The sequence below is a fragment of the Streptomyces sp. NPDC000941 genome, from assembly GCF_053599555.1.
On sequence record NZ_JBSFMM010000148.1, the window covers coordinates 1 to 21989 of the forward strand.

At 72.5% G+C, this 21989-nt stretch carries 17 protein-coding genes and 4 pseudogenes; 7 read left to right on the forward strand and 14 right to left on the reverse strand.

From position 1 onward, the window contains the following. Both ACWDSL_RS35835 and ACWDSL_RS35840 read right to left on the reverse strand, forming a co-directional pair. Positions 1-1039: pseudogene (locus ACWDSL_RS35835) on the reverse strand (transposase); the annotation flags it as partial. A gap of 345 nt (positions 1040-1384) precedes the next feature. Continuing rightward, positions 1385-3286 (reverse strand): annotated as a pseudogene (locus ACWDSL_RS35840) (BTAD domain-containing putative transcriptional regulator); the annotation flags it as partial. 609 nt (positions 3287-3895) lie between these two features. Here ACWDSL_RS35840 and ACWDSL_RS35845 point away from each other — a divergent pair. Genes ACWDSL_RS35845 through ACWDSL_RS35865 form a run of 5 tightly spaced genes read left to right on the forward strand, consistent with a single transcriptional unit; the run spans position 3896 to position 9146 of the window. Next, complete coding sequence (locus tag ACWDSL_RS35845) at positions 3896-4540, forward strand: hypothetical protein (protein WP_450492126.1); 645 nt, start codon at positions 3896-3898, stop codon at positions 4538-4540. Continuing rightward, positions 4527-6269 (forward strand): GH3 auxin-responsive promoter family protein, encoded by a 1743-nt coding sequence (locus ACWDSL_RS35850; RefSeq protein ID WP_450492127.1) that lies wholly within the window; start codon positions 4527-4529, stop codon positions 6267-6269. The genes ACWDSL_RS35845 and ACWDSL_RS35850 overlap by 14 nt, the downstream gene beginning before the upstream one ends. Then, positions 6266-7126, forward strand: coding sequence for an SAM-dependent methyltransferase (locus tag ACWDSL_RS35855; protein ID WP_450492128.1), 861 nt, complete (start codon positions 6266-6268; stop codon positions 7124-7126). Before ACWDSL_RS35850 ends, ACWDSL_RS35855 begins: the two co-directional genes overlap by 4 nt. Continuing rightward, on the forward strand, positions 7123-8391 hold the full coding sequence (locus tag ACWDSL_RS35860) for a hypothetical protein (protein WP_450492129.1): 1269 nt from the start codon (positions 7123-7125) through the stop codon (positions 8389-8391). The genes ACWDSL_RS35855 and ACWDSL_RS35860 overlap by 4 nt, the downstream gene beginning before the upstream one ends. Continuing rightward, positions 8388-9146: a DUF6182 family protein gene (locus ACWDSL_RS35865; protein ID WP_450492130.1), complete on the forward strand. Its 759-nt coding sequence runs from the start codon at positions 8388-8390 to the stop codon at positions 9144-9146. Before ACWDSL_RS35860 ends, ACWDSL_RS35865 begins: the two co-directional genes overlap by 4 nt. A 63-nt stretch (positions 9147-9209) precedes the next feature. On the opposite strand, the gene ACWDSL_RS35870 is transcribed toward ACWDSL_RS35865, so the two are convergent. The 10 genes and pseudogenes from ACWDSL_RS35870 to ACWDSL_RS35915 form a co-directional block, all read right to left on the reverse strand. Beyond that, positions 9210-9602, reverse strand: a complete 393-nt coding sequence (locus ACWDSL_RS35870; RefSeq protein ID WP_385621823.1) for a VOC family protein — start codon at positions 9600-9602, stop codon at positions 9210-9212. 127 nt (positions 9603-9729) lie between these two features. Next, complete coding sequence (locus tag ACWDSL_RS35875; protein ID WP_450492131.1) at positions 9730-10203, reverse strand: nuclear transport factor 2 family protein; 474 nt, start codon at positions 10201-10203, stop codon at positions 9730-9732. A gap of 142 nt (positions 10204-10345) precedes the next feature. Continuing rightward, positions 10346-11470 (reverse strand): LLM class flavin-dependent oxidoreductase, encoded by a 1125-nt coding sequence (locus ACWDSL_RS35880; protein ID WP_450492132.1) that lies wholly within the window; start codon positions 11468-11470, stop codon positions 10346-10348. 69 nt (positions 11471-11539) lie between these two features. Beyond that, entirely contained in the window at positions 11540-12094 is a 555-nt protein-coding gene (gene ssuE / locus ACWDSL_RS35885) for an NADPH-dependent FMN reductase (protein ID WP_450492133.1), read from the reverse strand. A 216-nt stretch (positions 12095-12310) separates the two neighbouring features. Then, positions 12311-12391 (reverse strand): putative leader peptide, encoded by an 81-nt coding sequence (locus tag ACWDSL_RS35890; protein WP_353594285.1) that lies wholly within the window; start codon positions 12389-12391, stop codon positions 12311-12313. 154 nt (positions 12392-12545) lie between these two features. After that, entirely contained in the window at positions 12546-14414 is a 1869-nt protein-coding gene (locus ACWDSL_RS35895) for an ABC transporter permease subunit (RefSeq protein WP_450492134.1), read from the reverse strand. A gap of 59 nt (positions 14415-14473) precedes the next feature. After that, positions 14474-15970 carry an ABC transporter substrate-binding protein gene (locus ACWDSL_RS35900; RefSeq protein WP_450492135.1) on the reverse strand — a complete coding sequence of 499 codons (1497 nt, stop codon included), beginning with the start codon at positions 15968-15970 and terminating at the stop codon, positions 14474-14476. Between the two features lie 60 nt (positions 15971-16030). After that, positions 16031-16438 (reverse strand): annotated as a pseudogene (locus ACWDSL_RS35905) (GNAT family N-acetyltransferase); the annotation flags it as partial. A 22-nt stretch (positions 16439-16460) separates the two neighbouring features. Next, positions 16461-17252: an ABC transporter permease gene (locus ACWDSL_RS35910; RefSeq protein ID WP_450492136.1), complete on the reverse strand. Its 792-nt coding sequence runs from the start codon at positions 17250-17252 to the stop codon at positions 16461-16463. Further along, positions 17249-18160: an ABC transporter ATP-binding protein gene (locus ACWDSL_RS35915; protein WP_450492137.1), complete on the reverse strand. Its 912-nt coding sequence runs from the start codon at positions 18158-18160 to the stop codon at positions 17249-17251. Before ACWDSL_RS35915 ends, ACWDSL_RS35910 begins: the two co-directional genes overlap by 4 nt. A gap of 102 nt (positions 18161-18262) precedes the next feature. On the opposite strand from ACWDSL_RS35915, the gene ACWDSL_RS35920 reads away from it, so the two are divergent. Further along, a complete protein-coding gene (locus ACWDSL_RS35920) occupies positions 18263-19522 on the forward strand; it encodes a sensor histidine kinase (protein WP_450492138.1) in 1260 nt (419 codons plus the stop codon). Between the two features lies 1 nt (position 19523). Continuing rightward, the gene (locus ACWDSL_RS35925; protein ID WP_450492139.1) at positions 19524-20174 is read left to right on the forward strand and encodes a response regulator; all 651 of its coding nucleotides are present in this window, start codon (positions 19524-19526) and stop codon (positions 20172-20174) included. Positions 20175-20593: 419 nt separating this feature from the next. Here ACWDSL_RS35925 and ACWDSL_RS35930 read toward each other — a convergent pair. Continuing rightward, a pseudogene (locus tag ACWDSL_RS35930) lies at positions 20594-20956 on the reverse strand (GtrA family protein); the annotation flags it as partial. Between the two features lie 29 nt (positions 20957-20985). Continuing rightward, positions 20986-21963, reverse strand: a complete 978-nt coding sequence (locus ACWDSL_RS35935; RefSeq protein ID WP_450492143.1) for a glycosyltransferase family 2 protein — start codon at positions 21961-21963, stop codon at positions 20986-20988. Between the last annotated feature and the right edge of the window lie 26 nt (positions 21964-21989).

Below are 21989 nucleotides of genomic sequence, written 5' to 3' on the forward strand. Positions count from 1 at the left end.
CCGGGCCGGCGGGGAAGGAGACGATCGAGAGGTTGGAGACGTTGCCGTCCACCCCGCCGATCCGGTCCAGGGCGGCGGCCCGCTGCCGCATCTGGCGTACGGCCGGGGCGGTGTAGCCGGGGCCGAGGATCATCAGGTGCGCCTCATAGGCCCAGCCGCCCGGCGTACCCGGCTTGCGGCGGCGGACCAGGTCCACCTTGTGCCAGTGGCCGGGGCCTGCGAGGAAGTGTTCCACCCGCGCCCACTGCCCGGGCCCCTGCGGGATACGCACGGGCAGTACGAGGTCCCCGGCGTTGCTGTCGGGGCCGCCCGCGAAGACGACAGCGAGCGGGCCGGTGTGGTCCCACCAGGTGGCCTTACGCATCCCCGGCTTGCCCGAGGCGCTCACCTTCCCCGTGGGCACGGTGCCGGATGGGGCGGTGGGCTTCGGCATCCGGCGCGGCTGCTGCACCTCGTGCTGCCTGCCGTCGGTGTAGGCCATGGCGTGGCCGTGGAGAGTGCCGACGAGGCGGAAGGTCTCCCACTTGTTGGCGGTGGTATGGGAGCGGGCACGGCCGGGGATACGGGTGAAGTCGTACCAGCGGCCCGTCTTCGGCCGACCGAAGCGGTGTCCGGTAGCGTCGGGAAACAGGTGCCGCTGCACGCCGTTCCACACCTCGTCGGCCATGTGCATCGCCAGAGCCTTCGAGGCGTGGTGCTTGAGATGCCCCGAGTCCTCCAGATGCCGGTAGGCGCAGCGCTCCAGCGCCTCACGGCTGAGGCCGAGGCGCTGCCGTACCGCCCTCGCCCCGTCGCGGTCGCGCTCGTGGTACGCGGCCCAGTAGGCGTCCACCTTGGCGCGGGCGTCGCGCTGGACAGCCCGCTTGATGTTCCACATCGCGCCGAGCAGCTTGTTCAGCCGGTCCAGGTCGCCCGTGTCGGTGACGGCGAGCGGCAGCACCATCACCGACACCATCCCGTCGTCGGGCCTTGTCCACCTTGGGGACTTGTTCTTCCCCCGGAACTTCCCCGCCGTCCCGGCAGCCTGCACAACCGTCACCCCCTCGGCATCACCACGGCTCCAGACCAACCTAGAGAACACCTCGCACGCACACACGAACCGCGCACACATTCACCAACACCCGCGACGTCCCGTACGCGTGTACGCACGTAGTGCCCGGCGGGTGGCGACACGGCTCAAGGTGACCGTCCAGCACGTCTACAACCTCAACAGCGGTCACGCCGACTTCCCCACCCCGCTCTAGCTCGGGCGCACCCCGCTGTGGCCGGTGGACCGACTGAACGCATGGCGGGCAGCGCAGCACCGGGCGGCGGACGACGGCGGGACGTTTCACTACACGTTCTTCAAGGGGGTGGCGGTGCGGAACTGATCTCCCCCCGCCACCTCTGTGTCGGCGCGGCGGCGGGCGTAGAGCCGGATCAGGGCGTGGTAGCGGTAGTGGCCAGGAGCGGGTGACTCCAGGAGGCCGCTGTCGACGAGGGAATCCAGCAGGGGTTCGACGTCCGGGTCGCGCCGGTCGCGGCCGAGCAGCGCGGCGGCCACGGGCAGGGACAGGTCGGGGCCGTCCGCGAGCGCCAGCAAGCGGAAGGCGCGTGCTTGGTCGGGTCGGAGTCGGCGGTACGCGGAGGCGAAGCAGGAGGCCACGGTGAGGTCGCCGATCCGCAGCTCGTCCAGCCGGCCGCGCTCGTCTGCCAGCCGGGCGGCCAGGGCGGCGACGGTCCAGGCGGGGCGGGCGGACAGGCGGGCCGCGGCGATACGGATGGCCAGCGGGAGGAAGCCGCAGGCGGCGACGGTCTCGCGGCACGCGACGGGTTCGGCCCCGGCGCGCTCCTCGCCGATGGCGCGGGTGAACAGGGTGAGGGCTTCCTCCGGGGTCATGACGTCGAGGTCCAGCGGGCGGGCGCCGTCGAGGTCGGCCAGCCGGGCGCGGCTGGTGACCAGGGCGGCGCAGCCGGGGGTGCCGGGGAGCAGGGGGCGGATCTGGGGTCCGTCGTGGGCGTTGTCGAGCAGGACCAGCACCCGGCGGCCGGCGAGGGTGGACCGGTAGAGCGCGGCCCGTTCGGGTGTCCCTTCGGGGACGGCGGCGGCGGGGATGCCCAAGGCGCGCAGAAACGCGGCGAGGACGGCTCCGGGCCGGGCGGGGCCGGGGCCGTGGCCCAGCAGATCGGCGTAGAGCTGTCCGTCGGGGAAGTGGCCGCGGACCGTATGGGCGACGCGTAACGCCAGCGCGGTCTTGCCCACTCCGCCGAGCCCGCGGACGGCGAGGACGGGCATCACCGCGCTCTGGGCGCGTGGCAGTTGCTCGGCCAGCCGGTGTACGAAAGCGGCCCGTCCGGTGAAGTCGGCTGATTCGGCAGGGAGCTGCGCGGGGAGCGGTGCGGGGCGCGGTGCGGCGTACGGGACGGTGTCCTTGGCGGGCGGGCGCCGTCGCGGGGCCGTGGGGCGGGCGAGGGCCGGGGAGGCGCACAGGACGTTCTGGTAGAGCTCGGTCAGCTCAGGGCCGGGGTCGACGCCGAGCTCTTCGGCGAGCAGGTGGCGGGTGTCGGTGTACACCCGCAGCGCTTCGGCCTGTCGGCCGCCGCGGTACAGCGCGAGCATCTGGAGCGCGCGCAACCGCTCACGCAGCGGGTATTCGACGGACAGCGCGGTGAGCTCCGCGATGGCCGCGGTGTGGTGACCCAGTTCCAGATCGAGTTCCAGGCGGGTCTGTAACAGGGTGAGCCGCCACTCCGTCAGGCGGGCGCGCTGTGCCTGGGCGTAGGGCCCGGGGACACCGCCGAGCGGTTCGCCGTCCCACAGGTCCAGGGCCTTGCGGAGCAGTGTCCGGGCGCGCGGCAGTTCGCCCGCGGCCCGCGCGATCCTGGCCTGCGCCTCGTAGCCCTCGCACATCACCAGGTCCAGCGCCTCGGGCGGCATGTGCAGCGCGTATCCGCCGGAGTCGGAGACGAGGGCGCGGGGGCCGAGGGTCTTGCGCAGTTGGAAGGCGTACGTGCGCAGGGTGGCGAGTGCGCGGCGCGGTGGTTTGCCGCCCCACACCGCGTCCATCAGTTCCCGCGCGGTGGCCGTGTGGCCGCGGCGCATCAGCAGCGCACACAGCAGGGCGCGCTCCTGTGGCCGCCCCGCGGCCAGTGTCTCGTCGCCGCGCCGCACCCGCACCGGCCCCAGGACCGCGAACCGCAGGGCGGCCGGGGGCGGCTCGGCCGCGGCCACCGGGGGTGCCGCCGTGTCCCGTCGGCGGTGTTCTGGCAGGTCGAAGCCGAGGTGGTGCAGCGGGGTGCCGAACATCTCCTCCAGGACACGCTGTGCGGAGGGCTGCGGGCAGGGCGGCCCGGGCTGCCGCCACCGGTGGAACTGGCGCGCGGTCACCTCCGCCGGCTCCCCCAGCCGCGCGGCCGCCGTCGCGTAGACCATGAGAAAGACCGCCGGCCGTGCCCACTGCCGCTCCGCGCACGCGCGCGAAAAGGCCGTCCCCCGCATTCCTTCGCCTCCGAGCCTTGTCCCCCGACGCTCGTCGATCACTCTAGTCGCCGTGGCCCACGGACCGCAGTGTTCTGCATGGCAAGAAAAGTCCGGGGAAAAGTCCGGTCTTCCGGCCTTCCGCCCGCCCCCGCCGAGCGGCGGACCAGGATATGGACATCAACTTTCGTCCAGCGGGCCCGGGCGTGTGGCATGTTATTCGACGTCAACACCGATCTGGTGGCCGCCGCTCCGCTTTCCGGCCCACGACTTCCGAACACCCGCTCGCATCCCAATTTCTCCTGATCAACCGTCTATCCCGGCGATGTTGACTTTCCCCACCCAGCCGGGACGGCACCCCCGGCAGCCGATCGGCGGACCGCCACCGCGGCCCGGACCGCGGTGGCGAGCACCGGAACTACGTAAGGAGTGCCGATCGTGCGGACGACCCATCCCGGTTTCTCCGTCCTCCTGGGGCCGGACTACGCCGGAAAGTCCTCGGTGATGTCCGAGTTCGCCAGCTCGTCCCCGGCCTGGCGGCTCATCTCCACGGACGAACGTTTTCTTCAGCCCGCCCACGCGCTGATCGGCCGGTTGCGCAGGGATGTGGCGGTGGATGTGCTGCCGTCCCTGGGGACGGACTACTCGCCGGAGTTCACGGCCAGTCTGCTCCAGACGGCCGTGGTGCATCTGCGCGACCGCATCGAGGCGAGCGACCCGTCGTCACCCACGCTCGTGGACTCGTACTACTACAAGATCCTGGCCAAGTGCCGGCTCGCCGGGCTGCGGGACAATCCGATGTTCACGTGGTGGCGTTCCTTTCCGCAGCCGCGGCGCGTGGTGTTCCTGGACGTGTCCACCGCCACGGCCTGGCGCCGCTCCGGCAACGGCGCGGACACCAACCGGCTGGAGTACTACGGCGACCGCCCCGACCCCAAGGGTTTCGCGGCCTACCAGACCAAACTGCGGCGCCTGATGCTCGACGAGATCAGCCATCTGCCGGTCACGGTGATCCGGGCGCAGGGCGATATCGCCCAGACCGCTCAGGCCATACGAAAGGTGTTGTCAGATGAAGACCGCTGAGCCCCAGGCCGCGGAGGTCCCGAACACCGGGCCGCAGAACACCGAGCCCCCGGCCGCCGGGGGCCGGCTCGACAGCTACCGGGCCCGCGTGTTCGAGGAGCGGAAACGGCTGCGGCGGGCGTTCTCGGACCCGGCGGCGCGGCAGCGCGAAGTCCTCACCGACCTGCTGACGTTCAACGCGGGAACGGCCTACGGCAAGGCCCACGGCTTCGACCGGCTGCGCACCCTGGACGACCTCCGCAAGGCGGTTCCGGTCCAGGACTACTCGGCGCTCTCGCCGTGGATCGAGCGCATGGCCGAGGGCGAGCCGAACGTCCTGACCGCCGACCAGCCCGCGGTGTTCTTCACCAGCAGCGGCAGCACCGGAGCGCATAAGAAGATCCCGGTCACCCCGCGCTTCATGCACACCACCTTCTTCCCCTTCTACTACGCCGCCTGGGCCCCGATGGCCGAACACTTCCCGGACGTCCTCACCCGGCCGGACGCGGTGCTCAACCTCAAGCACGACCCCGTCGTCGCGCCCGCCACCACCGCCTCCGGACGCCCCCATGTCGGCGCCAGCCAGGTGGACTTCGGGAAGATGTTCGGCGAGCATCTGTCGGCCGAGCCCGGCACCGCGGCCCCCTGGGCCACCCTGCCGGTGCCGGTGGCGCCGGACGACCACGTGGAGAAGATGTATCTGCGGCTGCGCATGGCCGTCGAAAGCGATGTCCGCTGTGTCATCGGAATCAATCCGGCGATGGTCGCCGCGGTCCCGTACCAGCTGAGGCTGTGGTGGCCGCGGATCGTCAAGGACGTCCGCGACGGCACGCTCGGCGGCCATCCGTTCCGCTCCCCCAACCCGGGGCGCGCCGCCGAACTGGAGCGACTGGCCGCGTACTTCGGCACCGTACGGCCCGCCCACATCTGGCCGAACATGCGGCTGCTGTTCTGCTGGACCACCGGCCTCGCCTCGCTCTATCTGCCCCGGCTCCGCGAGGAGTTCGGCCCCTCGGTGACGGCCCTGCCGGCGCCCGTGGCGGCCTCCGAGGGCCCGGTCGGCGTGGCGCTCGACCGGCACCCGACGGCGGGCAGCCTGGTCGTCACGGCCTCCGTGTACGAGTTCGTGGACGCCGACCGCGACCTGGGCCCCGATGTGGAAACGCTCGCGCCGCACGAGCTGGAGCCGGGCCGGGAGTACCACGCGATCTACAGCCATGTCGGCGGCCTGTACCGCTACGCGGGCGGCGATGTGGTCCGCGTGGTCGATCTGGTGGACGGTGTGCCGCGGGTGTCGTACGCGGGCCGCAAGAACCGCTCCGACGTGGCCGGGGAGCGGCTGCGCGACGCACAGGTCGTACGGGCCCTGCAGTCCGCACTGGGCGGCGCCGGCCTCGCCGTGCGCAACGCCGCATGCCATGTGGAGACCCCCGACGGCCGGCCGCCCCGCTATGTGTTCGCCCTGGCCGGCGAATCGGCGTGGAGCACTGACGAGACACGGCGGCTCACCGCGGCGCTCGACACCGAGCTCACCCGAGAGTCGGCCGACTACCGTGCGGCCCGCGACGCCGGCCGGCTCGGCCCCGCCGAGCTGATCCGGCTCGACCGCGACGCCTTCCTGGAGGAGTGGCAGGAATCGGTCGGCCGCGGGGTGCGGCCCACTCAGGTCAAGGACCGGCTTTTCCGACAGGACCCGGAGAACTGGCGGCAGCTCACCGGCGCGGCCGCCCGGCAAGGAGATCGATCATGACGCAACTCGACGCCATCGAGCGCACCTGTCTGCTCACCGCCGCGCTCCGGGCCGGGGAGAGCCGCAGGGACGACCGGCTCTACCACGACCCGTACGCGCAAACGCTCGTCGGCGACGCGGGCCCCGAGCTGCTGGCCGAGATCCGATCGGCGACCTTCCCTGACGGCGAGGTCCCGCGCACGGTGCCGAGCACTTTCGACTTCAACCCCATCCGCACCCGGTTCTTCGACGACTGGCTGCGAAGCGCGGCCGCCGACCCGTCGATGACCCAGATCGTGCTGGCCCCGGCGGGCATGGACTCGCGCGCCTACCGGCTGGAGTGGCCGGACCACGTCCGCTTCTTCGAGATCGACCGGCCGTCCGTCCTGGAGGTCAAGGAGAAGCTGCTCGCCGCCGAGACGCCCGGCGCGGACCGCCGCCCGGTCCCCGCCGATCTGCTCGCCCCCGGCTGGGAGGACGCTCTGCTGGAGGCCGGCTACGACCCCGGTCTGCCCTCGACCTGGCTCTTCGAAGGCCTGCTGTACTACTTCACGCAAGACCAGGTCGAGGAGCTGCTGCGGCGGGTCGCCGCGGTGACCGCGCCCGGCAGCCGGATCGGCGCGGACGTGGTCAACGACGTGGCGCTGACCGCGCCGAACATGCGTGGCCTGCTGAAGGTGTTCGCCGACTGGGGCTGCCCGTGGGTGTTCGGCACGGACCAGCCCGAGGCGCTGTTCGGGCGGCACGGCTTCGCCGTCGAGGCGGTGCAGCCCGGGGAGGAGTCGGCCCACTACGGCCGGTGGCGGGACCCCGTGCCACCGCGCACGGCCGAGGGCGCCGAGAGGGTGTTCCTGGTCCACGGAAGCCGCACCGCATGACGGGGACCGTGGAACCGATACCGCTGCTCCGCGGCAACCGCGGTGACCCCGGGCGCTCGTACGCCCCGGCGCCGCTCCCCGGTGGCCCCGACGGCCCGGCGCCACTGCCCGGTGGTGCCGACGCCCCGGCCGCGCCCCGCCACGGCCGGCCCCGGGTGCTGCTCGCACCGGTCACCGTCACCCCCGGCAAACCGCTGACCCCCAGCCATCTCAAGGGGCTCTTCTGGGTCGATGTGATGTACCGCGCCACCGCGCGGCTGGCCGATGTCACCTACCGCTACAGCCCCACCACGTTCCACCCCACCGACCAGACCCTCGGCTTCTGGGAGTATCTGGACCACACGCTCGGTGACACCGACTACTCCCAACTGTCCGAGGAGGAGATCGGCGAGCTGTACGTCGGCTACCGCGCCGACGGCCGCCAGGCCCCGGTGTCCGCGCTGCGGCCGTACCTCGACGCGATCGAGCACCACGGCTGGGTGCATCCGTCCAGCGCCCGGGTCCTGGAGCTGTGGTCGGCGCAGTACGCGCGGCTGGGGATGCACGACCCCGGCCTCACCGCACACCAGCCGCCCGGGATGACCCTCGACGAGGTGCTCGACCGCCTGGTGCCGCTGGGTCTTTGCCTGGACATGCGCGAATACGGCGGGCCGGTGTACCTGGACGCCACCCGGTACGGGCTGCCACTGCGGCAGATCGCCACGGCGCAGGGGCGGCCCAACTACCTGGCGTGCGCGCTGCGCGAGCTGGTCCCGCTCGTCCCCGGCTACGACGAGGTGGTGCTGCTCTACGACCGCGAGCTGGAGCCCGACTACCAGCTGCTGCAGCGAGTGCTGTCGGAGCTCGGCCCGGTGGTGCGGCGGGTGCCGGTGGGGCGGGTGCCGATCGACGGCCAGATCCGGTCCGCGCGCCACGGCGACTGGCGCGGCCACTCGGCGGGCGCGCTGCTCGAGGCCCTGGGCGCCGACCACGACGGACCTGCGCTGCGGCTCGGCATGCGGCTGTACTTCATCGCCACGCTCGGGCCGGGCGACCGGCAGTCGTTCCGCCCGGACCTGCTGCGCCAGTGCGTGGTGCGCGCCGAGCGGATGCTGGCGTCGTACGAGGCCCCGGCCGACGCGGCGGCCGAAACCGGGCTGACCGGCTTCCTCGAGCGGCAACGCGGCGACCACACGTACATCGACCCGTACCGTCTGACCTCCGGGCTGCTGGCCAAACACCGCCCGGCCCCGGTCCACGAGTTACTGCCGGCGGTGTTCCTGTGAAGCTCTCCCAGGACCTGCTGCGGGCCGAGGCCGTGCGGCGTATCCGGGTCGCCCGCCCCGATCTGGCCGAGGAGGTGGACCTGTCCACCGCCACCGCCCTGTCGGAGGTGCACGCCCGGATCCAGGAGTTCGCGGACACCGACGGGCTGCTCGCCGTGTCCGTCGTACGCCGTTTCGAGCTCGCCGAATGGGCGCGCGCCACCTGCGAGTTCGCCATCGGTCTGGCACCGGAGCGGCTGGCGGCGTGGCGGGGTTCGTTCTCCCGTACGATCTTCCTGGCCGGTAACCCGGACAACCTCGGCGACCGGGTCCGGTTCGACCACATCGCCGAGGACGGCTCGGCCGCGTGGACGGGACCGGCCCCGGCGGGCGCCTCCGCCGGGCTGCGCAGACTGCTCAAGCTCTTCGACGGCTCCCGCGGCCTGCCACCCCGCCCCGACACACCGGTCCGGATCCCGGAGGCCATCGGCCCCCGCCACCGGCCGCCGGTGCGGCGCGAGCTGTACGTGGCCACGGCCGGCATCACCGTGGCGGACTGCCTGGTGCACCTCAACCATCTGCTCGTCGAGGCGGTCCTGGACGGCCTGATCGCCCCCGGGGACACCCTGGTCATCCGTCAGATGCCGCGTCTCGCCGGGCTGTCCGGGCCGTACGCGGCCCTGCGGGTCGGCGCGGAGCGGGAACACCCGGACCGGCTGCGGGCGTATGCCTGCCTCACCGAGGAGACCGCAGAGACCGTGGGTGCGGCGCGGTGAACACGTTGACGCCACCGGCCGGGGCGCCGCCCCGGCCGGTGGCGTCACTCACGATGCCGACGATCAGCCCTGTTCGGGGTTGTCGTAGGGGCGGGTGATGATCTCCATGCCGTGGCCGGCCGGATCGTGGAAGTACAGGCCGCGCCCGCCGTGGTGATGGTTGATCTCACCCGGCTGCTTCCCATGCGGATCGGCGTAGTAGGTGATCCCCGCCTGCTTGATCCGCCCGAAGGCCGCGTCGAACTCCTCGTCGGAGATGAGGAAGGCGTAGTGCTGCGTGGTGATGGACTCGGCCGGGATCGTGGCGAAGTCCAGGGTGACCCCGTTACTGGTGCCCACGGGGATGAACGGGCCCCATTCGGCACCGACCTCAAGATCCAGGATGTTCGCCAGGAACTCGGCGGACTCCCGCTTGTCCCGGGAGTGCACGATGGTGTGATTCAACTCGACTGACATGTTGGAATGCCTCCACAAGGCATGTCCCGGCACCTCCATGTCTCACCCAGCCGGTGACCGACACGCGATGCCGCACCCCCGAGCCTAGTCGGTGGCCACCCAGCACGTCGAGCGCACGCCAAGGCTGTCAAAGGCCGAGGTCACTCAGGTCCGGGTGGTCGTCCGGGCGGCGCCCCAGCGGCCAGTGGAACACCCGCTCCGACTCCTTGATCGGCAGGTCGTTGATGCAGGCGTAGCGGTGCGTCATCAGCCCGTTCTCGTCGAACTCCCAGTTCTCGTTGCCGTACGACCGGTACCAGTTGCCCGAGTCGTCGTGGCACTCGTAGGCGAAGCGCACGGCGATGCGGTTGCCGTCGAACGCCCACAACTCCTTGATCAGCCGGTAGTCCAGCTCCCTGCGCCACTTACGGGCGAGGAAGGCGACGATCTCGTCGCGGCCGTTGACGAACTCCGCGCGATTCCTCCAGCGGGAGTCCACCGAGTAGGCGAGGGCGACCTTCTCGGGGTCGCGGCTGTTCCAGCCGTCCTCGGCGGCGCGGACCTTCTCGATGGCGGATTCCCTGGTGAAGGGAGGAAATGGGGGACGTGATTCCTCGGACATATCAGCTCCTCACGGGAGAGAACCATCGTTCTCGCCTCTACTGAGGACTCTACGAGAACGATGGTTCTCATGCAAGCGTGGCAGGGTGGGTCAGACCCCGGGAGCGCTCCTGATCGCGGTGGCGGGACACCGCGAAGTGGAGCTACGCCGCGATCCGCCCCTCGCCACGGAAGGGGTGGTTCCACAGACCCCGCTCACGCAGGATCGGCAACACGCCCTCGCCGAACCAGTACGCCTCTTCCAGGTGCGGGTATCCGGACAGGATGAACTCGTCGATGCCCAGCGCGTGATACTCGGTGATCCGGTCGGCGACCTCGGCGTGGCTGCCCACCAGCGCGGTTCCCGCCCCGCCGCGCACCAGCCCGATACCGGCCCACAGGTTGGGGTGGATCTCCAGGCCGTCACGGCCCCCGCCGTGCAGGGCGAGCATCCGCCGCTGCCCCTCCGACTCGCTGTGGCCCAGGCCCTCCTGCACCGCGCGCACGGTCGCCTCGTCGAAGCCGTCCAGCAGCCGCCGCGCCTCGGCCCACGCCTGCTCCGCGGTGTCCCGGGTGATGACATGCAGCCGGATGCCGAAACGCAGGTTCCGCCCCTCCTTCGCCGCCAGCCCCCGCACCCAGGCGATCTTCTCCGCCACCGCGCCGGGCGGCTCACCCCATGTGAGGTAGACATCCGCGTGCCGGGCCGCCACCACTCCCGCCGCGGGTGAGGAGCCGCCGAAGTACACCTGCGGGACGGGGTCGGGCAGCCGGGCCAGCTTGGCGTCCTCCACCCGCAGATGCTCACCTGCCAGATCCACGGTCTTGCCGTCCCACAGGTCCCGGACGATGCCGAGGAATTCACCGGTGCGCGCGTACCGGGCGTCCTTGTCGAGGAAGTCGCCGTACGCGCGCTGCTCCCGGCTCTCGCCACCGGTGACGACGTTGAGCATGAGCCGTCCGCCGGTCTGCCGCTGGTAGGTGGAGGCCATTTGCGCGGCGAAGGTGGGCGACAGGAAGCCGGGCCGGAAGGCGACCAGGAACTTCAGCCGCTCGGTGCGCTGACTGACCATGGCCGTGGTCAGCCACGCGTCCTCGCACCAGGCGCCGGTCGGCGTGAGCGCCCCCACGAACCCCAGGTCCTCGGCGGCACGGGCGATCTGGGAGAGGTAGTTGACGGTCGGTGGCCGGTCGCCGCCGGTCACGGTGGCCGGGGAGCCGTGGCCGCCGCCGACGACATGGCGGCTGTCGCCGTTGGTGGGCAGGAACCAGTGGAAGGCGAGACTCACGTGGAAACTCCGTTCAAGGTGGTGTGCGGCCGGTACGGACGGTGGGGGCGCCGGAGCCGTTCGGGCGTGTCAGCCGGCGGCGGCGAGCAGCGGGGTGCCGCCGAGTGCGAGGGAGAACCGGTCGACGACCTGGGCGAGGGCTTCGGCGGAGCCGGGGGCGACGGTGAGGGCGCCGTCCGGCCCGGTCCGGAGGTCCTTGTCGAGGGTGAACCAGCCCTGGACGATGTGTCCGGCGCCCATGGAGTTGAGCACCGGGCGCAGCGCGTAGTCGATGGCCAGGACGTGTGCGGTGGTGCCGCCGGTGGCCAGCGGGAGCACGGTCTTGCCTTCGAGGGCGTACTGCGGAAGCAGGTCGAGCAGGGACTTGAGCAGACCGGAGTAGGCGGCCTTGTAGATGGGCGTACCGATGACGACGCCGTCCGCGCGCGCGAACAGGGCGGTGGCCCGGACGATGGCCGGATGCGCGAAGTCGGCGCCGAGCAGGGCGGTGGCCGGGAGCGTACGGACGTCCAGCGGTATCACCTCGTGCCCGTGGCGCTCCAGCCGCGCGTCCAGGTGGCGCAGCAGCCGGGCGGTACGGGAGGTGGCGGAGGGGCTTCCGGAGACGGACAGGACGGTGGCCATGGCGGACCCTTCGGGGAGGTGATGCGATGCGGTGGTCGGGCCGGTCGGCCGGTCAGGGCGCGGGAGCGAATTGACGGGGCATCAAGGCGTACGGGCGCGGCACCGCGATCACGCTGGTGATATCGCGGCGCGGAAGAACGCACAGCCGGAACACGCGCGGCCGGGATGCGTCAATGGCGGCGCGAGGAGGATGCGGAGAGGGTGGGGCGGGCTCGCTCAGGCCCGACAGGGACAGGACGCGCTGGAGACGCGCGCGAGATCGACGTGGCGTCGCCGCGTGAGATCCTGTCGCTTCATGCCCTCGATCAAATCAGTGGCGCGTACACCCGGTCAAGGAGGGCCCAGCGGATTTCCACATCCCGGACATGGCCGACGCGGCTCCTGACGCAGATGTCCGGCCAGGACGAGGACGAAGACCGCCGCCCCGGCGAGGCAGCCGACGCGGGGCCTGCTACCGCAGCGCGGAAGGCGCCCGGTCGGCGCACCGACCAGCGCGGCCCGGCCACAACCACAGCCGCGACCACGGCTTGGGCCACCGCACCCCGCCGGCCGCGGTGACCGCCAGCGCGCCGAGGACGGCGAGCATCGCGGCGGGGGCCAGCACCGCCCAGGGGGCGCGTTCGGCGTACGGGTGGTTCTCGGCCAGCAGCAGGCCCCATTCGGGGGACGGCGGCTGGGCGCCGAGACCGAGGAAGCCGAGGGAGGCGAGGGCGAGCGCCACCGAGGGAAGCCGCAGCAGCGCGTGCCGGGTCACCGGTGGCAGTACGGCGGGCAGCAGGGCGCGCCGCAGCACATGCAGCCGCCCGGCGCCGAGCGCGCGGGTGGCGGCGAGGTGGGTGGTGGCGAGCTCCTGCCGCAGCAGGGCGGAGGTGTGCGCGGCCAGCGGGGCCCAGGCGACCGCGGCCACGGCGAGCGCGGGCGTGGCGGGGCCGCCGCCGCTGACGCCGGTGACGAGGAGTCCGGCGAGTACGGCCGGTACGGCGTTGACGGTGTCGACGAGGGCCTGGGACACCCGTGGCACCAGCCCGAGCGCCACTCCGGCGAGCAGCGCGGCGGCGCTGACCGCGAGCGCGAGAGCGAGGGTGGTGAGCGCTCCGTGGCCGATCCGGGCCAGGAGGTCGCGGCCCAGGGCGTCGGTGCCGAACGGGTGCGCCCAGGAAGGGGGTTGCAGCCGGGCGGCGGTGTCCAGGGCCAGCGGGTCGCGGATCAGGCCAAGGGCGATGACGCCGAGCAGCAGCGCGCCGTAGAGCAGGGGGAGCGTACGGGGCTCTGGGGTGGTGGCCCGGTGCAGGGTGACCAGCGCGCCGTCGCGCAGCGCGGGTCCGAGCAGGGCGCGGCCCGCGAGCCGGGCCAGGCCGCCCACGGCGGCGGCGAGCGCCACCAGGGCGAGCGTACCGGCCTGGAGCACGGGCAGGTCCTGGGCGACGGCGGCTTCCAGGGTGAGCCGGCCGAGCCCGGGGATGTCGAAGATCTGCTCCACGGCGACCGCGCCGCCGGTGAGGCCGACCACGAAGAGCCCGAAGTTGGGCAGCAGTCCGGGGACGCACCGGCGCAGCGCGTGCCGGGCGATGCGCCGGCCCGGGATGCCCCGGGCGGCGGCGGCCCGCGCCCAGGGCTCGGCGAAGGCGCCGGGCAGCGCGTCGTCGAGCATCCGGCCGAGCAGCGCTCCAGTGGGCAGGCCGATGGCCAGCGCGGGCATGACGAGCCAGCGCGGCCCGTACCAGCCGAGCGCGGGCAGCCAGCCGAGTTGCACCCCGACCACGGTGGCCAGGACGGAGGCGGTCAGGAACTCGGGCAGCGCGGCGAGCATCGCCGCCGCGCCGCCGGTGGGCCGCGCCCTCAGGTGCTGTCCGGACGACCTCCACCGGCCCCCGAACCTCCGCGGGCCCCCGGCGCCTGGCACCGCGCCTCGCCGCTTTGTCGGGGCGTCCGCCACACCGCGGCCCGGGGCACCTCCCGGCGTCGCCCGGCCAGGACCCAGCCTCAGGGTGCGGGCGCACACCGCGGCGGCGGTGACCATGGCGACGGCCAGGGCCGCGGCCATGAGCAGCAGCGAGGCGCCGAGGGCCGTGGTGACGGCGGGCAGTACGGCCTGGCCCGAGATCCAGGAGTGGCCGGCGTCGCCGCGCGGCAGCCCGCCGAGCCACTGGCCGAGCAGGTGCAGGGGCCCGGCGCCGAGGCCGAGTTCATCGCGTACGGCGGCCAGCACCTCGGGGGCGGGGTCGCGTTCGGCCGAGCGCGCCTCCAGCACGGTGCGCGCGGGGTCGGTGCGGGAGAGCCACGGCAACAGGCCGATGCCGCACAGCAGGGCCGCGGCCACCGTGACGCGCCACAGCGCTCCCGCCGCTCCCGCCGCCGGGGCGCCGCGGCGTATGGCGCTCAGCGCCGGGTCCCGGGGCCGATGAGGGTGCGCTCGTACGGGTCGAGGAGCACGCCGTGGACCGAGGTGCGGACGCCGTGGACGATCCGCTGGTGTACGAGCGGGACGGTCGCGTCCGTGCGCAGGATCTCGGCCTCCGCCGCCATCGTCACGTCCTGGCGCTTCGCGGGTTCGGCGGCCGACTCGGCCTCGGCGACGGCCCGGTCGACGCGCTTGTCGCACAGCAGCGCCAGGTTGTAGCTGCCGTCGCAGGTGAAGTCGCTGGCGAGGACGGAGACCGGGTCGCCGGTGTCGAGCATGGTGTTGCGCGCGCCGACGAACGCGTCGAACTTGCCGGCGAGCGCGTCGCCCTCGATCCGCGAGGACTCGCGCACCTCCACCTCGACGGCGAATCCGGCCTTCTTCAGCTGCTGTTGCAGCACCTGGGCCACCTCGGGCAGCTCCGGCCGGTTGTCGTAGGTGGCGAGGGTGATGGCGGTGCCGTGGACGCGCGCGGCGCGCGCCCGCCCCTCCGGCGCCACGCGCTTGCCGGCCGCCCAGGTCAGGGCGGGCCCGAACACGCCCTGGCCGCGGTCGGCGTGGCCCTCGTACACGTCCTTGGCGAGAACAGAGGTGTCGACGGCCGCCCGGGCGGCGGCCCGCACCTTGGGGTCCTTGAAGGGGCCGGAGCGGGTGTTCAGCAGCAGGCTGGTGGTGCGGGTGGTGGCCAGTTCGCGGGCGGTGCCCTTGTCGAGGGAGGAGGTCTGGGCGACCGGAACCGCTTCGGCGATGTCCACCTCGCCGGTGCGCAGCGCGTTGGTGCGGGCCGTGCCGTCGGCGATGAACCGCGCGTCGACGCCGGAGGCCCGGGCCCGGCCGCCCCAGTAGTCGTCGAAGCGGTTCAGGGTGGCCCGGTTGCCGCCGCCGGCCTTGGTGAGCACGAATGGCCCGGTGGCGGTGGAGGCCGGATCGACGGCGCCCTCTTCCCGATACGCCTTGGCGGACAGCACGGCCAGGCTCGGGCTGGAGAGCCTCAGCGGCAGCGCGGGATCGGGGTCGGCGGTGGTGACGCGGACCTGCCGCTTCCCGGCGGGTTCGGCGGTGAGCTTCACCCCGGAGAGCGCGGCGGGGGCCGGATCGGCCTGGGCGGCGTGGGTGAGGGCGGTGGCGGCCGCGGCGGGGGTGAGGTCGGTCCCGTCCTGGAACCGGGCCTCGCGCAGGGTGAACAGCCAGGTGTGCTCGTTCTCCTGACGCCATGACTCGGCGAGCGCGGGGGACGCGGCACCGTTGCCGTCCAGCCGGGTCAGCCCCTCGGTGACACCGAGCCGGCTGAGCAGGGTGGCGTCACTGCCGTACGGCGAGAAGTTCTCGGCGGGCGGGAAGGCGAGCGCGACGCGCAGCCGGGTGTCGGCTCCGGAGCCGGACCGGGAGGAGTTGTCGTCGGCGGCGAAGCAGCCGGAGAGCAGCGGGGCGAGCAGCAGGGCGGAGACCAGCTGACGGCGGCGGGCGTGGCGCATGGTCCTCGTTCTCCACGAGTTCTACGAGCGGGATGTGCGAGCGGGATGTCCGAGCGGGTCTTACGAGCGGGACGCCGCACAGGCTACATGATTATCATTTCCATTAGCCTCATCGCGAGATCCCGCCCGCATGGGCACCTCGAAGTGCACGACGCTCTGCCCGCCGCCGGGCGCCGTCCGCTCGTCGCACACCACCTCCCCCAGGGACCGCCAGAAGACCTCGGCACCGGGCACGGCGGGGTCGGTGTGCAGATAGACCCCGCGATAGCCGCCGTCCGCCGCCGCGAAGTCCAGCAACCGGCCCACCAACCGCCGGGCGAGCCCCCGCCGCCGGTGTTCGGGCCGTGCGTAGACCCGGCGCAGCTGCGCGGTCCGCCCAGAGCGGTAACGCTCGGCAAGGGCGCGGGGGTTGGGCGGATGCGCGGGCCCCCGCGCGTCGAGCGCGCCCGTGGCGACGACCTGCCCGTCGCGCATCAGGAGCCGCGGTGCATCAGGGGTCGCGGCGGCACAGCGCCATGACGCCCCCGACGAGCGCCGCCGCCGTCCAGGCCAGCAGGATCACCAGCGCGGTCCCCGGTCCGAAGTCCCGGTGCGTGATGAACGACTCGTCCACCCTGACCACCCGCATCATCACCGCCCCGGCCTGATCGGGCAGGAACTGCGCGACCGTCCGGATCTTCGGCACATTGCCGAGCCCCTGCGAGTTGAGGAAGAGCAGCGGGATCATGATTCCGAGCGTGAGCGCCGTACTGCGCAGCATCGTGGCCACCCCGATCGAGAACGCGCACATCAGCGTCAGATACGCCCAGGCGCCGAGGGTCGCGCGCAGTACGCCGGGGTCGCCGAGGGACACGCCCTGCGGGCCGAGCGCCCACTGCGCCGCGAAGAAGGTGATGTAGACGGTGAACAGTGAGAACACCAGCGCGGTCAGCATGGTGGCCGCCACCTTGGCCCCGTAGAACACCCCCCGGCGGGGCACCGCGAGAAGTGAGCCGCGGATGGTGCCGCTGGTGTACTCGGCGCCGATCTGCAGCACACCGAACACGACGAGAGCGATCTGGCCGACCGTCAGGCCGAGGAAGCCCGCCTCGACGGGGTCGAAGTTCTCCTGCCGCTCCCGGTCCATCCCGGCGAAGCTCGCGCTCATGGAGTGGCCGACGAGGATGCCAAGGCCGACGCTGACGACGAGGGACAGCAGCAGGGTCCACAGCGTCGACCGGACGGTACGGATCTTGATCCACTCGGCGGCGAAGGCCGCCCGCATACGGGCCGCGTCCGTCACCGCGCACCTCCCGCCCGGTGTTCGACGGCCTCGCCCGTGAGCCGCATGAACGCCTCTTCCAGCGAGGCGTGCCGCGTGCTCACCTCGTGCACCGTCAGACCCTGGGCCGCCGCCAGCTCGCCGACCGCCGCGGCCCGCGTCCCGTACGCCTCCAGCGCCCCATCGGCCGCCCGCTCCACCCGGACGCCCACGCCCGCCAGCGCGGCGCGCATCCGATCCGGCTCGGGCGTGCGGATCAGCACACAGGAGCGGGAGTTGGCCTCGATGAAGGCGGCTACGGTGGTGTCCGCGAGCAGCCTGCCGCGCCCGATGACGATGAGATGTTCCGCGGTGAGCGCCATCTCGCTCATCAGATGGCTGGAGACGAACACCGTCCGACCCTCCGCGGCCAGGTCCTTCATGAGGTTGCGGATCCACAGGATCCCCTCGGGGTCGAGGCCGTTGACCGGCTCGTCGAACAGCAGCACCGGCGGATCGCCGAGCAGCGCCGCGGCGATGCCGAGCCGCTGGGCCATGCCGAGCGAGAGGTCCTTGGCCCGCTGGTGGGCCACGCCCGCAAGACCGACCAGCTCCAGCACCTCGCGCACCCGCGCCTCGGGGATCCGGTTGCTGCGGGCCGGCCACCGCAGGGTGTCGTACACGCTGCGGCCGCCGTGCACCGCCCCGGCCTCCAGCAGCGCCCCGACCCGGCGCAGCGGATCGGACAGGCGCCGATAGCGGTCGCCGTCGATGAGGACATGGCCCGTGGTGGGGCGGTCGAGGTCCAGCATCATCCGCATCGTGGTGGACTTTCCCGCCCCGTTCGGCCCGAGGAACCCGGTCACCTGGCCGGGCCGCACGGTGAAGGACAGCCGGTCGACCGCGGTGGTGGTCCTGTACTTCTTGCTGAGGTCGCGCACTTCGATCACACCGCTCACGCTAGAAACCGGGGCCGGTGCCGCGCTGTGGTCGAAAGTCGTCCGTCGTCGGGACCAAAGTCGACACTCCTGTCGAGGCCTTAGCCTGCTGCCATGAGCCTGCTGCCCCTGGGCCGAAGTCTTCCGGCCGCCGCCGTGGTCGTGGCGGACACCGCGCTGTTCGTGGCCGCGCGCCACGGTGGTCCGCTCCCCTGGGCCGCCGTGGCGTACGCGCTGGCCGTGGCCGGTGTGGTGGTGCTGGGCGAACGGGCCCCGGCGGCGGCCTTCACGGCGGCCCTGCTGCTGGCCGCGCTGACCGGAGGCTCGTACGTGCTGCTGCTGTGGGCCGGCTACGGGGCCGGATCCCGCGCGCCGATGGGGCGGGACACGGCCCAGGTGGCGGGTGCGGTGCTCGGCTGGCTCGCGGTACGGCTCCTGGCCTGGCCGGCGGACGCGCCCGCCGTACCGCAACTGGTGTCGATCTTCGTGGTGTTCGTGGCGCTGCCGCTGCTCGTCGGCCGGTATCTGGCGCAGCATCGGCGGCTGGTGGCGGAGTTGGGCCGGCGCAACCGGCGGCTGCGCCGGGAGCGGGAGCTGCTGGCCGAGCGGGAGCGGCTGCGGGAACGGCTGCGGATCGCCCGGGACATGCACGACTCCCTCGGCCACCGGCTCAGCCTGGTGTCGGTGCAGGCCGCGGCTCTGGAGGTGGCGGAGCTGCCATCGGCGCAGCGGGAGGCCGTACGGCAGTTGGCGGGGACGGCGCGCGGCGCCATGGATGAGCTGCATGAACTGGTCGGGGCGCTACGGGGGACGGACGAGACGGCCGCCCGGGCGCCCGGGGCGGAGGCGATCGACGAGGTGGTGGCGGAGTTCCGGGCGGCCGGGGTGCCGGTGACACTGCGGCGCGGCGGCGGGAAGCCCCGCCCGCTGCCCCCGGCGACCGGGGAGGCGGTGTACCGGGTGGTCGAGGAGGGGCTGACCAACGCGGCGAAGCACGCCCCTGGCCGCCCGGTGACGGTGTCCGTCACCTGGGAGCCGGACGCGCTGCTGATCACCGTGGTCAACCCGGTCGCGGGCGGGGAGCGGGAGTTCAGCGAGGCGGCGGGCGGCGGACACGGGCTGCGGGGTCTTGACGAACGGATGCGGCAGGTCGGCGGGTTCGTGGATCACCGGCTGTCGGACGGCGGTTTCCGGCTGGTGGCCATGGTGCCGACCGCCCCGGACACCGCCGCCGACACCGTCTCGGACCGCGACCTTGACGGCGATGAGGGCGTCGCCGGGGTCGGGGGCCTGCGCACCGTCGCGCTCGGATTCGCCACCGCCGCCGTGATGTTCGTGGTGCTGCCGGTCGGCATGCTGCTGGGGGTGGGCTGAGGTGATCAGGGTGCTGGTGGCCGACGACGAGCCGCTGATCAGGGCAGGTATCCGCACCGTACTGGAGTCGGCTCCCGATATCGAGGTGGTCGCGGTGGCGGAGCACGGCCGGGCGGCCGTGGCCGCGGCGGTCGCGCACCGCGTGGATGTGGCCCTGCTCGACATCAACATGCCACTGCTGGACGGGCTGAGCGCGCTGGAGGAACTACGGCGGCAGGCGCCCGCGCTGCGCGCGGTGGTGCTGACGGCGTTCGGGGCCGAGCCGAATGTGCTCCAGGCGCTGCAAAGCGGCGCGGCGGGGTTCGTACTGAAGAACTGCACCCCCGACGAGTTGATCCGCGCGGTGCGCGCGGCACACGGCGGCGAGGCCTATCTGTCCCCGGCGGTGACCCGCCCGGTGCTGGACCTGATCACCCCGGTCGCGGCCCGGCGCCGCCGGGAGGCCGCGGAGCGGCTGACGGCGCTCACCGAGCGCGAGTCGCAGGTGCTGCGCCTGGTGGCCGAGGGGATGTCCAACGCCGAGATCGGCCGGGAGCTGCATATGAGCGAGAAGACCATCAAGACGTATGTGAGCCGGGTGCTGGCCAAGTTGGGCTGCTCGAACCGGGTCCAGGCCGCCCTGCTCGTACGCGACGCGGGCCCGACCGGCTGACCCGGCTGACCCGGCCGACTGGCCCGGGCCGGAGGCGCTCAGACCCCGCGGGCCCCGCTCTCGATCCGGTACTGCTCCACCAGCGTCTCGAACTGCTCGGGGTCGCCCTCCCCCAGCTCGACCGGGCCCCGCTCGCCGATGGCGGCGCGCACCTGGTCGGCCACCTCCGCCGCCCGCGCACCGGAGGTGTAGACGCCGAGCACCAGCACCGTGGCCTCGTCGCCGTCGGCCCGCCGGTCGCTGTCGAGGGTGAAGCCCCAGGGGACGTCGCACGGCCCGTCGTGCCATTCCTCCGGGCACAGCAGGCGGGCGATCGGACCCTGCAGCGCGATGGCCTCCCCGCTGTCCGCGCAGCCGTACACGCGGATCTCGTATACGCGCGGCTCTTCTCCGACCGGCATACCTCTCCCGTGCTCGATGTCCTGCCCCAGCATGATCGTGCGGGAGAGGACAAAGGTGATCGGCACGGCCACCGCGGCGGCCATCAGCGGGGCCGCCCGGTCCCCGGTGTGCAGGAGGTCGACGAGGACGTAGACCCCGCCGGTGGTGATGACGAAGTTGGCGGCCGTGGTCAGGGGGAAGAGCAGGAACTTCCGCCAGGTGGGGCGGGTGCGGTAGGTGAACCAGCAGTTGAGCAGGAACGAGCCGACGGTGCTGAGGGCGAAGGCGGCGACGTGGGCCACGAGATAGGGCAGCCAGCGCAGGAACAACAGGTACATGCCGTAGTAGGTGGCGGTGTTGACGACGCCCACCAGGCCGAACCTGACCGCTTGGCCGAGCATCGCCCGGCGCGCGGGCCTGGTACGAGAAGTCACCGGACGAAATCCTTCAGCTGGTCCTTGAGCGGGGCGGCGGCAGGGGTGGCGGCGGGGACGGCGTTGGTGGACTGCACCAGGAAGTGGGGGCGCCGCTTGACCTCATAGTAGATACGGCCGATGTACTCCCCGATCACGCCGACCATGACCATCTGGACGCCGGCCAGCGCGGTGATGACGACGAGCAGGGTGACATAGCCGGGGGTGTCGACCCCGTTGACCGCCGCGCTGCCCACGATCCACGCCGCGTACAGCGCGGCCACCGACAGCAGCAGCAGGCCGAGGTAGACCGCGGCGCGCAGTGGCTTGTTGTTGAAGGAGATCAGCCCGTCGGCCCCGTAGTTGAGCAGCTGGCCGAAGGTCCACTTGCTGCGGCCCTCCTCGCGTACGGCGTTCTCGTACTCGAAGGTCACGCTCGGGAAGCCCACCCAGGCGAACAGCCCCTTGGAGAACCGGTTGTACTCGGTCAGCCCCAGCACGGCGTCCACCGCGCGCCGGGACAGCAGCCGGAAGTCGCCGACGCCGTCGACCAGCTCCACATCGACGAAGCGGTTGATGAGCCGGTAGTAGGCGCGGGCGGTGAGGACCCGGGTGACCCGGTCGCCGTCGCGGGTGCGCTTGGCGATGACCTGGTCATGGCCCTGGGCATGCAGCTCCACCATGCGCTTGACCAGTTCCGGGGGGTGCTGGAGATCGGCGTCCATGATGACGACGGCGTCGCCGGAGGCATAACGCAGCCCAGCCAGCATCGCGGCTTCCTTGCCGAAATTGCGGCTGAAGGAAACGTAGCGGACCCGGGGATCGGTTTCGGCCAGTTTTTTCAGCAGCGAAAGCGTACGGTCCTTGCTGCCATCATCCACATAAACGAATTCACAGTCGTGGTCGATCACCCTGAGTTCTCGTGTGAGGTGTTCATGAAAACGATCGATCACGGCTTCTTCGTTGTAGCAGGGTACGACGATGGAAATGAGCATGGTCTCCCCCGTGCTGAATTCGCGGG

What these genes read in the sequence shown, in the direction of transcription:
- ACWDSL_RS35850 (WP_450492127.1), top strand. Translation starts at nt 4,527, where the DNA reads ATGAAGACCGCTGAGCCCCAGGCCGCGGAGGTCCCGAACACCGGGCCG.
- ACWDSL_RS35855 (WP_450492128.1), top strand. Translation starts at nt 6,266, where the DNA reads ATGACGCAACTCGACGCCATCGAGCGCACCTGTCTGCTCACCGCCGCG.
- ACWDSL_RS35860 (WP_450492129.1), top strand. Translation starts at nt 7,123, where the DNA reads ATGACGGGGACCGTGGAACCGATACCGCTGCTCCGCGGCAACCGCGGT.
- ACWDSL_RS35870 (WP_385621823.1), bottom strand. Translation starts at nt 9,602, where the DNA reads ATGTCAGTCGAGTTGAATCACACCATCGTGCACTCCCGGGACAAGCGG.
- ACWDSL_RS35875 (WP_450492131.1), bottom strand. Translation starts at nt 10,203, where the DNA reads ATGTCCGAGGAATCACGTCCCCCATTTCCTCCCTTCACCAGGGAATCC.
- ssuE (WP_450492133.1), bottom strand. Translation starts at nt 12,094, where the DNA reads ATGGCCACCGTCCTGTCCGTCTCCGGAAGCCCCTCCGCCACCTCCCGT.
- ACWDSL_RS35890 (WP_353594285.1), bottom strand. Translation starts at nt 12,391, where the DNA reads ATGAAGCGACAGGATCTCACGCGGCGACGCCACGTCGATCTCGCGCGC.
- ACWDSL_RS35900 (WP_450492135.1), bottom strand. Translation starts at nt 15,970, where the DNA reads ATGCGCCACGCCCGCCGCCGTCAGCTGGTCTCCGCCCTGCTGCTCGCC.
- ACWDSL_RS35920 (WP_450492138.1), top strand. Translation starts at nt 18,263, where the DNA reads ATGAGCCTGCTGCCCCTGGGCCGAAGTCTTCCGGCCGCCGCCGTGGTC.
- ACWDSL_RS35935 (WP_450492143.1), bottom strand. Translation starts at nt 21,963, where the DNA reads ATGCTCATTTCCATCGTCGTACCCTGCTACAACGAAGAAGCCGTGATC.